General features: G+C 58.9%; 12 protein-coding genes and 1 pseudogene. 3 read left to right on the top strand and 10 right to left on the bottom strand.

All coding sequences use genetic code 11. The features are described from left to right. On the bottom strand, positions 1-795 hold a 795-nt coding region (locus G3N97_RS19785; protein WP_205994730.1), incomplete at its 3' end, for an ABC transporter substrate-binding protein. Positions 796-995: 200 nt separating this feature from the next. Between G3N97_RS19785 and G3N97_RS19790 the strand changes: the two genes are divergently transcribed. Then, a complete protein-coding gene (locus G3N97_RS19790) occupies positions 996-2,279 on the top strand; it encodes a hypothetical protein (protein ID WP_205994731.1) in 1,284 nt (427 codons plus the stop codon). A 73-nt stretch (positions 2,280-2,352) separates the two neighbouring features. Next, entirely contained in the window at positions 2,353-3,132 is a 780-nt protein-coding gene (locus G3N97_RS19795) for a DeoR/GlpR family DNA-binding transcription regulator (RefSeq protein WP_065059880.1), read from the top strand. 183 nt (positions 3,133-3,315) lie between these two features. Here G3N97_RS19795 and G3N97_RS19800 read toward each other — a convergent pair whose 3' ends face one another. Beyond that, positions 3,316-3,882 (bottom strand): LysE family translocator, encoded by a 567-nt coding sequence (locus tag G3N97_RS19800; RefSeq protein ID WP_346778090.1) that lies wholly within the window; start codon positions 3,880-3,882, stop codon positions 3,316-3,318. Positions 3,883-3,954: 72 nt separating this feature from the next. Here G3N97_RS19800 and G3N97_RS39490 point away from each other — a divergent pair. Continuing rightward, positions 3,955-4,103 (top strand): annotated as a pseudogene (locus tag G3N97_RS39490) (IS5/IS1182 family transposase); the annotation flags it as partial. Positions 4,104-4,309: 206 nt separating this feature from the next. Here G3N97_RS39490 and G3N97_RS19805 read toward each other — a convergent pair. The 8 genes from G3N97_RS19805 to G3N97_RS19840 form a co-directional block, all read right to left on the bottom strand. Further along, complete coding sequence (locus G3N97_RS19805; RefSeq protein WP_205994733.1) at positions 4,310-5,563, bottom strand: cation:proton antiporter; 1,254 nt, start codon at positions 5,561-5,563, stop codon at positions 4,310-4,312. An 83-nt stretch (positions 5,564-5,646) separates the two neighbouring features. Then, positions 5,647-7,161 carry an amidase gene (locus tag G3N97_RS19810; RefSeq protein ID WP_205994734.1) on the bottom strand — a complete coding sequence of 505 codons (1,515 nt, stop codon included), beginning with the start codon at positions 7,159-7,161 and terminating at the stop codon, positions 5,647-5,649. Between the two features lie 6 nt (positions 7,162-7,167). Then, on the bottom strand, positions 7,168-8,940 hold the full coding sequence (locus G3N97_RS19815) for a tryptophan 7-halogenase (RefSeq protein WP_205994735.1): 1,773 nt from the start codon (positions 8,938-8,940) through the stop codon (positions 7,168-7,170). Between the two features lie 53 nt (positions 8,941-8,993). Next, a complete protein-coding gene (locus G3N97_RS19820) occupies positions 8,994-9,638 on the bottom strand; it encodes a peroxiredoxin-like family protein (RefSeq protein ID WP_205994736.1) in 645 nt (214 codons plus the stop codon). Positions 9,639-9,661: 23 nt separating this feature from the next. Beyond that, positions 9,662-10,477, bottom strand: a complete 816-nt coding sequence (locus tag G3N97_RS19825; protein ID WP_205994737.1) for a DNA alkylation repair protein — start codon at positions 10,475-10,477, stop codon at positions 9,662-9,664. Beyond that, complete coding sequence (locus tag G3N97_RS19830) at positions 10,458-12,128, bottom strand: FAD-binding oxidoreductase (RefSeq protein WP_205994738.1); 1,671 nt, start codon at positions 12,126-12,128, stop codon at positions 10,458-10,460. The genes G3N97_RS19825 and G3N97_RS19830 overlap by 20 nt, the downstream gene beginning before the upstream one ends. Next, positions 12,118-12,978 (bottom strand): class I SAM-dependent methyltransferase, encoded by an 861-nt coding sequence (locus G3N97_RS19835; protein ID WP_205994739.1) that lies wholly within the window; start codon positions 12,976-12,978, stop codon positions 12,118-12,120. The genes G3N97_RS19830 and G3N97_RS19835 overlap by 11 nt, the downstream gene beginning before the upstream one ends. A gap of 34 nt (positions 12,979-13,012) precedes the next feature. After that, positions 13,013-14,011, bottom strand: a complete 999-nt coding sequence (locus G3N97_RS19840; RefSeq protein WP_205994740.1) for a GNAT family N-acetyltransferase — start codon at positions 14,009-14,011, stop codon at positions 13,013-13,015. Positions 14,012-14,108: the final 97 nt, after the last annotated feature.

A 14,108-nucleotide genomic window follows, 5' to 3' on the forward strand; every position in this document is an offset into this window, starting at 1 on the left:
GACGATGTCGGCGGCCGGATGCGAGCCGATGTAGCGCAGCGCGCGCACCAGCGCCTGCACCATCTGCTGCGTTTCGCGGCGATGCTCGCGCACCCAGCTGCGGCGCAGATAGAGGCACGCGCCCGCATACGGGCCGCCGAGCCAGTGCTGCGTGCCCTCGACGCTGCGCATGTCGGCCATGACGCGCGCCGCGCCGCTCGTCAGCAGACGCGTGGCCGTGGGTTCCTCGACCATGCCCGCGTCGATGCTGCCGTGCTCGATGGCGTCGGCAAAGCGCGTGTCGGTCGCGAGCGGCACGACGGTGTAGTCGCCCGGCGCCACGCCCGCGCGGGTGGCGAGATAGCGCGTGATCACCCAGGTGGACGAGCCGAAGCCGGTCACGCCGAAGCGCTTGCCGCGCGCGTCGGCCATTGACTGCATCGCGCGGCCTGCGGCCGAGCGCGTGGACGCCAGTTCGGCGAGGCCCGCCGCGCGCTGGAACACCACAACCGAGAGCACGTCCTCGCCCCGGCTTTGCAGATCGATGGTGTGGTCGTAGAACCCGACGGCGCCTTCGATGGCGCCCGCGATCAGTTCGGTGGAGGTGTCGATGCCCGCGGGCAGCGAGACGACCTGCACGTCGATCCCGGCGTCGCGGAAATAACCGAGCTGCGCGGCCAGCACGGCCGGCAGATAGACGATCTTCGACATGCCGCCCATCATCAGCCGGATCGGCTCCGCGCGCGCTTGCGCGGCGGCGCCCAGCGCGATGCAGAGCATCAGCGCGCGGCCGAGTTGCTGGGCGCGAAAAAGCATGCGGGGGTGTCTCCTCGTGGCGGTACTGTGATCGACTGGGTGCAAGTATAAAAAAGCAAGCCCTTCTGATTGCTTTCCGGCGCCGAAGGATTTTCTCGGTATTTACCCTTTCGGAGGGGGCTCGGGGTGGGCAAGCATATGGTAATTTATGGGGATCGAACGCAAGCCCTGCGTGGATCTTTCCGTGAATGAGGCCGCTTTTGTCCAGCTTGACCGCTATCGAGAAGTTCAATCACGCCGCGAAGCCGACGCAGCTCCACGCCTTGCCGGATGACGAAGCGCAGGCGCTCGCGCGTGTCTTTGGCAAGGCACGCAAAGGTCCTGCTACGGAGGCGGAGCGAACGCAGGCGAGCCAGGTTCTGCAGAAGTTGATCTCGTTGGGCGCGTGGCTTGCGTGTAGTTGCGTCAATGGTGACGACGGTCCACCCGTCATGTATCCGCGCCGAGGGCGCACGGGCACGGCGACGCTCGTCAGAAATCACGATCGGCCCGTGCATGCGGAGAACTGTCCATTCTTCCGGCTGCCTGCCGACCGAACGGAACCGCCGTCGCTCCTTCCTCGCGCGTCCATGACCGGTGGCTTTGGCGTGCTCAAGGTGGTTAAGGTGACCGGTGAGCCGAAGGACAAGCCGTCAAAGCCCACGGTCATCACGTTGCGGACATGCAAGCGCGTGCCGACGCTCGCGCGCATTCTGTTCACCGTGCTGGAGCGAGCAGAACTGAATGTCATCGCGCCGTCCGGCCCGGAGGGCATCAATGCGCAATACGCAGCGTTGAAGCGCGCGCTGGCGCAGTTTCACTTCGACGCCGGGAAGACGATTTCGCTCGCCGACTTCACGGAAACGTTTACTCAGTTAAAGGATTACAAGCGCCTCATCGTGAGAATTGCGAAGGATAGTCGCCAATGGCCGGACCCTTTGCTGCCTCATGGATTCCTGATTGGCGTCTGCCACGACATCGACGAGCACAGTCTCGTCCTGCGCAACGGTGGGAAATTGCCCATCGCGGGGCAACTCGTCAAGCCGGGCGAGAACACGCCGGGCCCCTATATGTGCATCGTGCTGGTTGGCCGTAGCGGCCCCGGCAAATCGTTCGAGGCGTTGCGCGCCTACGTGCATCCGGTCGCGTCCGCGGCGAATCTCGTGCTGGTCGACTCCGACCTGGAACGCCAGACGCTCGGCTTCCTGCAGTCGCATCAGTCGCAGGAAATCGGCGAGCCGTTCACCATCGTCAAGCCGCTGACCGACATCGCCGTGAAACCTGGCGCGCAATCGGTGCGGCCGGATTTCATCCTGAAATACGCGTCGTACGACCTCGTCGTTGAAACGATGGGTTATACCGACGAAGCGTATCTGAGCCGCAAGACGGTCACACACGCCTTGATGAGCGAGATTGGCGCGGTCATGAAACACGACGGCATCGGTGACGATGACGAGGCATTCAAGCAGGCGTGGAAACAGTTGAGGGCGCAAAAGACGCGGTAGGGCGCCCGGCGCTCAACGCCGGCCGCATCACCCCTTACAATAGGGGCGTTGCTCACCCGCCCGTTCCGAGACCATGACACGAGACCCCCGCCTCACCCTCAACGCGCGCCAGCAGGAGCTGCTCGAATGGGTGCAGCGTGACGGCTTCGTGACCGTCGACGATCTCGCCGCGCATTTCGACGTCACGCCGCAGACCATTCGCCGCGACGTCAACTGGCTCGCCGACATGAATCTCCTGCGCCGCTATCACGGCGGCGCGAGTCTGCCCACGAGTTCGGAAAACGTCTCGTACGGCGCGCGTCAGCACATGTTCCACGAAGAGAAGCGGCGCATCGCGGCGCTCGCGGCTTCGCACATTCCCGATCAGGCTTCGCTGTTCATCAACCTCGGCACCACGACCGAGGAGGTCGCGCGCGCGCTCAATCATCATCGCGGGCTGCGCGTGATCACGAACAATCTGAACGTGGCGAGCATGATGAGCGGTTACCCCGAGTGCGAAGTACTCATCACGGGTGGCATCGTGCGGCCGTGGGACAAGGGCATCGTGGGCGAGCTGACGATCGATTTCATCCGCCAGTTCAAGGTGGATTACGCGATCATCGGCACCTCGGCGATCGAGCTCGACGGCACGCTGCGCGATTTCGACACGCGCGAAGTGCGCGTGGCCGAGGCGATCATCGAGCATGCACGCACTGTCTATCTCGTAACCGATCATTCGAAGTTCGGCCGCCCCGCGCTCGTGCGCCAGGGGCATTTGAGCCAGATCCACGCGCTCTTCACCGACAAACCGCTGCCCGACGCGATGAGCGAGACCATCGCGCAGGCGGGCACGGCCGTGTATATCGCGCAGTGACGTGACCGGCGTTGAACGGTCTGGACGCGCTCAGGTCTGATCGGGGCGCGCACTTCGCATCGCAGTCGGTCGTGTGCGTGCGACGCTAGCGGCTCGCCGAGGCCGACGTGCCGTTTTCGGTGAGAAACCGCCGGACGCCTGACGCGATCATGATGCTGCCCATGAACCGTTCCTGCCAGACAATCAATTTCGGGTAGGCGACCAAGCCACCCGCCAACGGAGCCGGAGGCGATCGCGACGCCGCCAAGCGAGACAATGCCGGCCAGTTTCTGAATGGCGCCGAGAACCAGAAACTGCGACTACACAGGCCCCTTGAGCCGGATCGATAAATTGCGGAAGAAACGCAAACATGAATAACAGCGACTTCGGATTCGTGAGGCTGTTGATCGCGCCTTGCCAGACCGCCTCGCGGTCGGAAATTGGCCCCACGCTTTTCGCGCGCGTGTGGGCCGATGCGCTTGCGGCCAGCATTTTCAGGCCAAGCCAGATCAGATAAACGGCGCCCGCCCATCGCAACAGATTTAATGCGGTCGGGTAGGTGTGAATGACAGTCGCCAGCCCGAGTACGAGCATCGACACTTGCACGATTCCGGCAACGAACATCATGCCCACGACGGTGAATAGTGCCGTGCGTTTGCCTTGGCCGATACCTCGCGCGAGCACTAGCATCATGTCGGGTCCGGGTGAAATCTCGAGGAGGCTCAGGGCAGCGAGAAAGGTGCGAAGCGTTCCGAGAGTCGGGATCGCAATTAGGTGCGTGCGTGAATGGTGAAGGTGGCGGTCCGTCGTATTCTACAAACTCTGAAGGACGCACCATTTCGCCGCATCGCTTTTGGCGATCCGAAGCGCGAGATCAGGCTAGGGGCGGATCAAGGTCATGACGCGGCCGACTTCATCAAGGCTTGTGAGGCCATGCCCGTCACGCCTCATGTGGGGCAAAAAAATCCGGTCGCCGATCGGCGGAGCCCGAGGTGTTTCGCCCGAGTGCGGGTTATGCCTTGTCCGTGGGAGTTACGGCGTGAAGGCTGGCCGCCGAGGTGATCGGAGACGATGCGTTATGTGGTCGCGATGACGGGCAGCGCGACCAGGCGTTGAGGCCGGCGATTGCCGGCGAGTTTCGCTTCGAACTCTCGATAGCGCAGCTCAGGATTGCGTCGAGAGTTACCTCCGTGTCACATCAACTCTGCGTCTTTGCGCTTCCTGGGGGCTGGCGACGCACAACGAAGTTGAAAACGGGTGTTGCCATCAACGTGCTTAGCACGGCCATTAGAACGAGGATTGAGAAAAGTCCCGGCAAAATGACGCCCGCAGCAAGTCCTATGTTCACGATGATCAACTCCATCAAACCGCGGGCGTTCATCAACGCGCCAATGGCCATCGCGTCGCTCGAAGACTCGCCGTTGAACCGGGCAGCAGCCCAGCATGCGATTCCCTTGCCGCAAAACGACGCAAAAAGGATGCCAATGGCGGGCATCATGATCGAGCTGTTCATCAACAAGTCAAGCCGTGTGTTCAGGCCCGAGTACGTGAAGAACATCGGCAACAAAAACACGATGACAAAGGGTTGTAATGTTGCGCGTAGCTTCTCCGTCAGCGGTCCGCGTGGCATCGCTGTGCCAAGCAGAAAGCCACCAAACACCGCGTGAATACCGATGGCGTCCATCGCAAACGCGCACAACGAAAAGAGGACAAGCGCTGCCGCGAATGCGCCATGAGGCAACGTTCCCTCGGAACGCACTCCGGTTTCAAGTAATCGCAGCAATCTTGGCGCAACAAAGATCATGAATAGAGCGAATGCGATACCACCTCCGATCGCCGCGTAAGCGCCCATCCACGAACCACCGAAGCTTGCGAGAACGATTGCCAGAATGCACCAGGCTGCCGCGTCATCGAAAGCGCCCGCAGTCAAAGCAAGCGTACCGAGCGAAGTGCCCGCCAAACCCCGCTCCTGAATGATGCGAGCGAGCATCGGGAAGGCCGTGATCGCAATGGCAGCGCCAAGAAAAAGCGACCCTTCGAGCAGGCGCACCTGAGGGGAAAAGAGACCTGGCGTCGTATGTAGCCAGGGTCCGAGTGCAATGGCCAGGAGAAAAGGAATGGCGATGCCGGCCACCGAGACGCTCAGGGCGCTTCTCGCACGGCTGCGGAAGTGATCAAATCGAAACTCGGTGCCAACAAGGAACATGTAGAGCCCAACGCCCAGCTGCGCGATAACGTATAACGTCCCCATCGTCTCTTTCGGAAAGAGAGTCCGCTGCCATTGCGGTGCGATGAGGCCGAATAGAGATGGGCCGAGTAGCACGCCGGCAATCATTTCTCCGACCACCTGGGGCTGGCCCAGGCGTCGCGCGAGACGTCCTGTAATCTGGCTTGTGAACACGATGACGGACGCTTGAAGAAAGAAGAAAACAGAAAGTTGAGGTAGTGGCATTGCTTATCGAGAAGAAAGGGCAAGCAGGTTGGCGGTCCACGCTGCACACTTTGTTAGCGGCTCGGAAATCCGTGTTCGATAACTCAAACATTCGGCATTCGCCAGGCTCCCAGAGTTTGCTCGATCCCCAGTGCAGCCGAAAGCGTGAGATGGTCGCCGCCATGTGGTCCGACGATCTGCACGGAAAGCGGCAACCCATGTTCGCCTTGGCTCACTGGGGCGACTGTCGCGGGCAGTTCCAAGGCATTGAAGAGTGCACACAGGCCGATGTCGCGCGGATACAGCATCGGATGATGATGACCGGGTGCCTCACCCCGCACCGGCGGGAGAAGAAGAATTCCATTGGGCCCCATGGCATGTCGAAGACGACGTAGCAGTATCGCGCCGTCCCGCTGAAGCTGACGCTGCTTTGATGGACAAGGCATCAGCCAGCGCTCCGATGCACACGTTAGCCATGCCGCTAGGGTATGGCGCGGTTCGCCAGCGAAGAGATACGCCATTTCACACACGAGCGATGGCGGGCGGCCTTGGCCGATCATCGTCTGCATGGTGGGTCCTCTTGTGGACGCAATCGTGGCGACCCAAATCTCGAAAGCTCTGGTGAGAAGTGGATCAGTCCATGGAACGATCGATGCTCCGAGACTTTCCAGCGCGCTGGCTGCTCGTCGGACCATGGCGCTGCCAGCGCCTTTTACCGAACGAAACCAGCTTGGAGACGGAGAGTCGCAGACGAGCACCCGCAGTCCATCAAGCCGCTTCAGCGAAGGCTCATGCATGGAACACACGCGGACATTGCGATCAACATCGTCCGGCCCTGCGATGACCCGCAACATCAGCATGAGGTCTTCCGCGCGACGCGTAATTGGTCCGGGAGAGAAATACCGTGCCATTGCTTGTGCTCCCGGCCATGTTTCGAATCGCTCGTCGAGCGGAACGTGACCGGTTAGCGGTGCCAATCCGCTAGAGGGTTTGTGGCCAAAAACGCCGCAATAAGCAGCCGGGATGCGGATCGAACCACCACCGTCGGTGCCGATGCCGAACACCGATCCACCCGCGGCAACTAATGCCGCTTCCCCCCCACTGCTGCCGCCCGCTGTGCGGCCGGCTCGCCAAGGGTTTTCCGTGCGCCCATAGACCAGATTGTCGGCGGCCGGCCACAAAGCCATCTCGGACTGATTCGTCAGCGCGATAACGATGCCTCCAGCGTTCCGTATTCGCGTCACGACTGTGGCATCGCAAGCAGCACGATGTGTGCGTCTCAACGTCGACCCGGCTGTCTTGGGCAGGCCTCCAAATCCGAGTCCCTCCTTGACCGTGCATGGCACGCCATGCAGCGCCCCAAGTGGAGCACCTCGCATCAGTTGCTGCTCGGCCTTGTGTGCCTCGTCGATCGCAGCAGAAAATCGTTCATGGGCGATCGCGTTGATCTTGCCGTTCACATACCGCGCCCTTTCAATGTGAGTCTTCACCACCTCTACTGGCGATACGTCGCGTCGACGTATTAGTGCGGCGATCCGCGTTGCGCTGAGATGGAGTAAGTCGTTGCTGTCGTGCGGTGTCGTAGCTGCCGCACCGCAATCATCTTTCATCGTATCCATCTCGTGTCACTTAGCCAGTTCGACTTCAGGGCATGACCGTTCTCGCGCCGTTATGCCACATGGTGCATGTTGATCGGAGCGCATGGCATCGAGTGGCGGACTCTTCCCCCGCCCGTGGTGCTGAAGTCGCAGAAACCCGCCCTCTGGTTCGAATGGCGATGCTAGCCGCGGTGGGGAAGCGCCATACTTGTAGAACAATGATGGCCGGATGCGCAACATCATTGCCCGCGTAGCATCCTTGCCCGCGCCGACGAGTTGGCGAAACGCCAGTGCGAGATGTTCGTATGTCGGCCGCCACTTCACGAAACGCATGAGCCGCAAACGGAGTATCGTCAGCAGCCAGAAGTATCGAGCTACGTACCTCGGACGCGCTGCTTCATCGGCGCGATAGAGGTCAAAGTTGACCGATCGGCTATAGAGATTGGGTAGGAGATTTGCGCTGACGTTCTGATTGGACTCGGCAATGGCGTCCAGCAGGCAGGAAAACGGGTACGCAGGAGGTTGAGCGTCGCGCGGGAAACGCGGAAGTAACTCTGCGAACTGGCGTGCCTGATTACCGTCAAGGAAGCCACCATTGACATACGTCGGCAGGAGAATATGGAAATACGCCATATTCGACAGGAGCAATGTCCAAGCCATGCGCAGCGGGTCATGCATGAATTCGTACCAGTTGCTCCACATATCCTGTAACGCCAGTTGCGCCTGAATGTGCGCCTCCAGACAGTCCACATACGATTGGTGAAGGTCGCCGTCCATGTCCTTTTTGATCATCGCGGCCACCTGCGGAATTTCCTGCGCGACATAGGCTAATCCAGCACTGTTCGCCGGATCGAACGTGAATGCTGCGTCGCCTATCAGAAACCATCCGTCCGTCGAATAGTACTTCTTCGACTCGTACATATAGTTCCGGAGCGAGTTCGTGTCGTGCACGACACCCGAGCGAACCAGGTCGCACAAGACTGGATGATCCAGCGCCACACGTTCCAAGAAGTCATCGACGCTCGTGACGTCGTTCTCATGCAAGTCCGGTCGGTACGTGATGCCTATGCTCACGAGGTCCTCCCCGGTCTCAGAGCGCATTGGAATCGCCCAGATCCAGTACCCGCGCCCGTAAAAATGATGTGTCACATAGTATGGATCGAAGCAATGGTGCGCGACCCTCACAGCGTCGATATTCTCAAGAGCGGTGCGATCGAACGATTTGAGCCGAAACCAGAAAGTGCTGCGTTGATAGGTTGGCTCTTTCTTCAGGTCGAGTTTGCGTGCAAGAAAACGATTTCGCCCCGATGCGTCGATGATCCAGTCGACGTCCAGCGTCATCATGCTTTCGTCGCGTTGCTTGACAGAGAGTCGATGTTGACGCCGTACTCCGACGTTCAGCTCGACGTCAGACACATCGGCGTCGATGCGCATCACGCCGATGTCATCATTGATACGCCGGATATCTCGATCGAACGACCATCGATTCAGATTGTATGCAGGCATCCGAATTACGCCTGGCGCTTCGTGCACGACGTACTTACGACATGTAGCCTCTGTGGACAGCTTGAAGTAATACGTCAGGCCGTACTTGTGGTAGTGCCGCTCCTCCAGAAGCTGTGACAAGCCCAACCCCTTGAGAAAGTGCGTCGTTATTTCGACAGTCGATTCGCCCACTAACGGCCGTGCGCGGTCATGCCGGCCGATCACCACGACCTTTACCTCGGGCAATCGCTTGCAGAAATACATGGCGGCCAGATTTCCCGTAATACCCGAACCGATGATTGCAATGGTTCTCATATGCGTGAATCCTCTTTTTGCTGTGGGCGAGCAACGAGCGCGCCTGTCGTTCTTCAAACGGCCTTCAACGCTCGCGTGATGTCAGCGGGTTCCATGCGTTGCGTGTAATCGGCTTCGACGAATGCGTATTTGATCTTTTTGTTCCGTCCGATGATGTAGGTCGCGGCAAGTGGAAGCGTGTAACTATCGTCGCCGTTACTCGTCGGCAGGTCGGCACCCAACGCGTGATATACCGGTCGCACAGCATCCGGCAGCGAAAATGACAACCCGAATTCACGTGCGACCTTATTGCCTTCGTCGCTCAGCACAGGGAATGATGTTTGCAATGTTTGTATCGTCTGCAAAGTAGCGGATTGAGTTTGCGGGGAGACGGCGACCAAGGTCGCACCCGCTCTGCTGATTTCTGCGAATTCCAGTTGCAACGCGGCAAGTGTCAGGTTGCAGAACGGACACCATTGACCACGATAGAACGTGAGTACGACAGGGCCATCTTTCAGTAAATCGTCAAGACGCACGACGTTTCCGTACGCGTCGCGCAATTCGAACGACGGTGCGTCAGCACCCACTTTCAACGCATTGTCGGCCACATCGGATTTTGCCAATTCCTGTGCGGCTTTTTCGATAGCGGCCAATGCGTCGGGTGGAACCTGACTCGTCATTGATGACTTGAATGCATGTAGTTGAGAGGCGAGTGACATGGAAAAGCTCCTTGTTGAAAGACTTAGCTCCGGCGTGCTGCACGCGCTGCGAGATCGCTTTTCTTTTGCAATGTGCGCAACGCGCGCTTGATGATTCTGTCTGTGGATGGATCCTCCGAAGTTGCCCAGCGGGCACACAGTGCAACGACCCAATCAGGTTGTGTCTTGCTTGCGTCGTTGAGCCAGTTGGCTAGCGAATCCTGAACGTAGCGAGCGTGGTCCGCCTTAAGCGGTTCCAGCAGCGGCAGAGCGATTCCTGGCTCGGCCTTGAGCCGTGCAATATGTTCGCTCCACACCCCTCGCGGCCGAGTGCTCTCCACGGCGAAGCGGCGAATATTCGCATCCGTTGAAGTTGTCCAGATCTGCAGCAGCGCTACGGCTGATTCGATGTCACCCGAGATATAGGGTCGGGCGGCCATCCACGCCCATTCCCGGACGCCGAAATGACTATCCGCAGCGAATGGCCGTACCGAGTGGAGCCGGTCTTCCAGCGAGCGTGTTTCATCCGCACACGTCAGTGCGAAAACTGCCCAGGAACGCACTGTGTCCGATGCATGAAACTGCAATCGCTCAGTCACGCCAGCAATCGCGACTCTTTTGGAACGTCGCAATTCCTCAGCAATCGCCATTCCGATTGCACGGATCTGATAGCTGATTCCCTTGTTGGCAACCTCGCTGTGCGCGGCAAGGATGCGAGGTAATGCCTGCTTCAGCCCTACGCCCGGAATTGCGGACTGTGCCAATAAGGCTTGGTCGATAGCCAGGCACTCAGCGAGGTTACGGGTTGCTTCCGTGCCGCCGTTCAACGCGGCAAGTCTTTCAGGCGTTAATCGAGTCATTCATGGACTCCGATAAAGACTCTGGAGGAGACGATGCGGCGGCATCTGAAGTCCAGCGGCCAGGCGACAGCATTTCAAATGGATCGATCGCCTTTCTGATTCGCTCGACTGTGCGCCAGTAAGGACTCTCCTTGCTTGCAATCAATGACCCATGTTCCACATGGACGCGGTAAGGCATGTATCCCGTCTTGAGTCCGGCTCGAAACAGAGCCTCCCAGCACGCTTCTGCGCGGGCGCAAGCCGACACGTCGGTACCGTCGAAAAGCAACGGCAACGTGCAGTCGAAACTGCGCTCCGAAAGGCTGGTGAATGTGACTGGCGTCTCGAAGCCGTATCGAGCGCAAACATCGCGCGCAAGATCAACGAAGCGCCGCGCATCCGCTCCTTTTAAAGGAATGACCGGTGCGTACCAGAAGAGTCCGCAACGATCGCGCGATGGGTTGAGGTCGCACGCTGGTGGCTCCCCGGATTTCCAGTAGGCGAGCGGCAGGGCGACTTCGGCCGGCACACCTTCGAGCAACGCGAGGCCTTGCTGCATGACCTTCAGCCTGGTCCTCAACCGATCTGCGCGAGCTCCCGGGACCCAATTAAGAAGCGTAGCCAGGCGATGCGCCTTAGGCGAGGTCATGAACACGACTCGGCTCGCCAGGCCGTTCAAGGCACTTCGTATCACTTCGCGCGTTGCCGCTGCATGACCGTTCGAGCCATAAACAGCACCAATTCCCATCCAGGCCGCGGCACCCGCGTCTTGGGCTAGCGTCTGAATCACGCTCTCGGGAAGGGGGCCAGTGCGATCATATCCGTCGGGGTAACGTCCCGACATAGCGAGGAATCTCGCGGCGCTCATAAGATTGATGCCACCAATGTTGCTCCCCGCGTCCTGCAAAATGCGCCGCGTTGTGTCAACGAGTGCTTCGAGTTGACTGTCGTTATCGATCCAGAAATAAAACGCCTCGATGCGTTGCGGGCGGCGCGCAAGGGCTATCGTCATGCTCGTGACGATGCCGATCTGCCCCTGCGAAAACAGGCCATCGACATAAGGTCCTATCCCCCACTTGAAACCGCAAAACGCGTTCGCATCAGCCATGGGAGATTGATAGACAGACCCGTCTGGTAGCACAGCCTCCAACGCCGTCACGGCGCCGAAGTGATCGTTAATGGGAGTAATTCCATATCCGCGTTCCAGGGCGTTTCCGACAATGCTGCAACCAGGACCGGCTCCCGTTGTGGGGACCATGAAAGAAAGTTCGCGATCATCGAGCCAGGCTCGCAATGCGCCCTGCGTCACGCCAGGTTCGACCGTCGCCAAACCAAGTTCGGCATCGAACGAACGAATCCGGCACATATGCGACAGGTCGACTATTGCACAGCCATTTCGCGAAGAATTCGCGGTACCGTAGCCCCAGTTTCGGCCGGTGCTAACCGGATGCAGGCATATGCGATGCGATGCCGCGATCCTCACGATCTCCTGCACGTCGTCAATGCATTCCGGCAGAAGGACTGCCAGAGCTCGACGCGAATAGAAGCTCGTATCTTGCGCGTAACGCGCTAGTGTTTCCGCATCGGTACGCACTGCATTGGCGCCCAGCGCCTCTTGTAGAGCTTCGATTGCGGCCTGGTCTGCTTGTGCCCGGGCATCGTCACAATGCACTGTTCAACCCTCCGAGGCGCATAAATAGCGACAACTGTCGCACGTCCGACTTTCGCGCGCCGGGCAGTGCACTGTAGCGTCGTTCGAGTTCTCGCCGGCAAGCGACAGGATGTAGTGCACGGCTCTTGATCACGACCTGCAGTGAACTGATTGCTGTCGAATACGTTTTTGCGCGCTCGCGCAAGTGACGCGCGACTGCACGATCGAATTCTTCGCGAGTGAATGCCGCATGCAACGAATGGAAATAGTCGTCAATCAATTCCTGACTTTCTCCCGCCGCTGCGCGACCGACGAAATATCGTACTGACTCTGGATGTCTCAGCCGACCGAAATCGTTGAAGTAGACCGCGCCATCAGGCTTGAGTACACGATCCGCCTGTGCAAATGCTGCATCCAGGGCCTGTACATCAGGTAGATGATGAAATGCCATGGAAGAAACCGCGACATCTATGCTGCGATTCGCAATGCCTTCCAGTTTAGTCATGTCCCCGTGACGCAATTCCACGTTGCGAATCCCTCGCGACGCCAAATTCTCCCGCGCTCGCTCCAGCATAGGAAGCGACATATCCAGGCCCACGAATTCAGCGCGCGGATTAAGCTCCGCCAGTTGACCCAGCAAGTTACCTGGACCACAGCCAATGTCGAGAACCACATCGGTCGGCGCGATCATCCGGCACATGTGCGCCAAGTGATACAGATACGCTCCGGACAATGCACCGCCTTGACGACCACCCTGTGCGTATGCGTTCACGGATGCAACTTCGTCCATAACGAGACTCGGCTCCGGCGTCCGCGGCATCAGTTGTTGGCTAGTCAATTCACGCACCATGGTTCTGATCAACATCAACATGTTTCGACTCCTGTGATATCTGAATTGCATCGCATTACTGATCGTTAGCAGCGTCGTAAAAACTATTGTCTAGAAGACCGGGATAAGCCGCCTCGATAGTTTTTCGAGCCTGTCGAGGAAGCCTCGCGATCTCGACTCCGCATGCGAGCAAATGAGCCCTTACATCATCCTCGGCCCACGCTGGGGGGCTGGTCAGCGCAAGTGGCCAGCTTGCGACATCAGGGAGCCGGACACACGTCAGTGTGTCTTCAGTAAAAAAACGGTACAAATTCGTGCGATACCCAGCAATGAAAATCGCCCTGTTGCCATGGTCGTATATCTCCCGATAGCGCGAAAACGCGCGCGGCACGTCGATTCGCAGCGGTAAGGAAAGCGCTCGGTTTAACGATCCATATTGCTGCTTCGGTCCCATTTGCTCAAACAGCAAGCCGTGCACGAAGAACTCGCGCATTTTTGGATGAACTGCGATAACCAGATCTTCGATGTGGCGATGATGTCTCGCCCAGCGAAAAAGCGCCTGGTAGAGCAGCGTGGATATGCCTTTTCCCCGGACGTCCGACGCGACGCAAAGTGTGCTGACTTCCGCGATACGTCGACCGGCATGCCGCAACAGAGAAATTTCGGATGAATGGGCCGACTCCATCGGCAAGCCAATAGGCGAGTCTTCAACGAGGGACACGGTGCCCAGCACGCGTTCGCCTGACGTCGCAATGAAAGTCGTGGTGCCAGGCATCAGATGGAAAGGCGAGAATTTGAGACCGGAACGCGTGGCAATCGCAATGCCACGATCGACATATGACGCATGAACCAGCCGATATGCCTGCTGCCGCAGATCAAGCGTGCAAGCCAATCCAATCGAAATGTTTTCCAGTTCGGTGGCGTCGATCTTCCAGCGCTGTAACATTTGGTTGCGATATAGCGGGCCCGGAATCAAGCCTCGCAGCCATTGCCGATCCCGCTTCACGCGGTCTTCGAAGCTTTTCACCCGCACTGAAGTCGAGGCGGTGAAGCGTTCGTTACCTGGACGAAACACGGATTCTCCTTCGCGGTCGTTTTTCGATTGGATCAGTCGTATTCCCGCTGTATGCGCCGATCATCGACGCGGAAAACCAACTATTCAATTGCGCTCC

Source organism: Paraburkholderia sp. Ac-20347 (genome assembly GCF_017104805.1).
Classification (GTDB): Bacteria; Pseudomonadota; Gammaproteobacteria; order Burkholderiales; family Burkholderiaceae; genus Paraburkholderia; species Paraburkholderia tropica.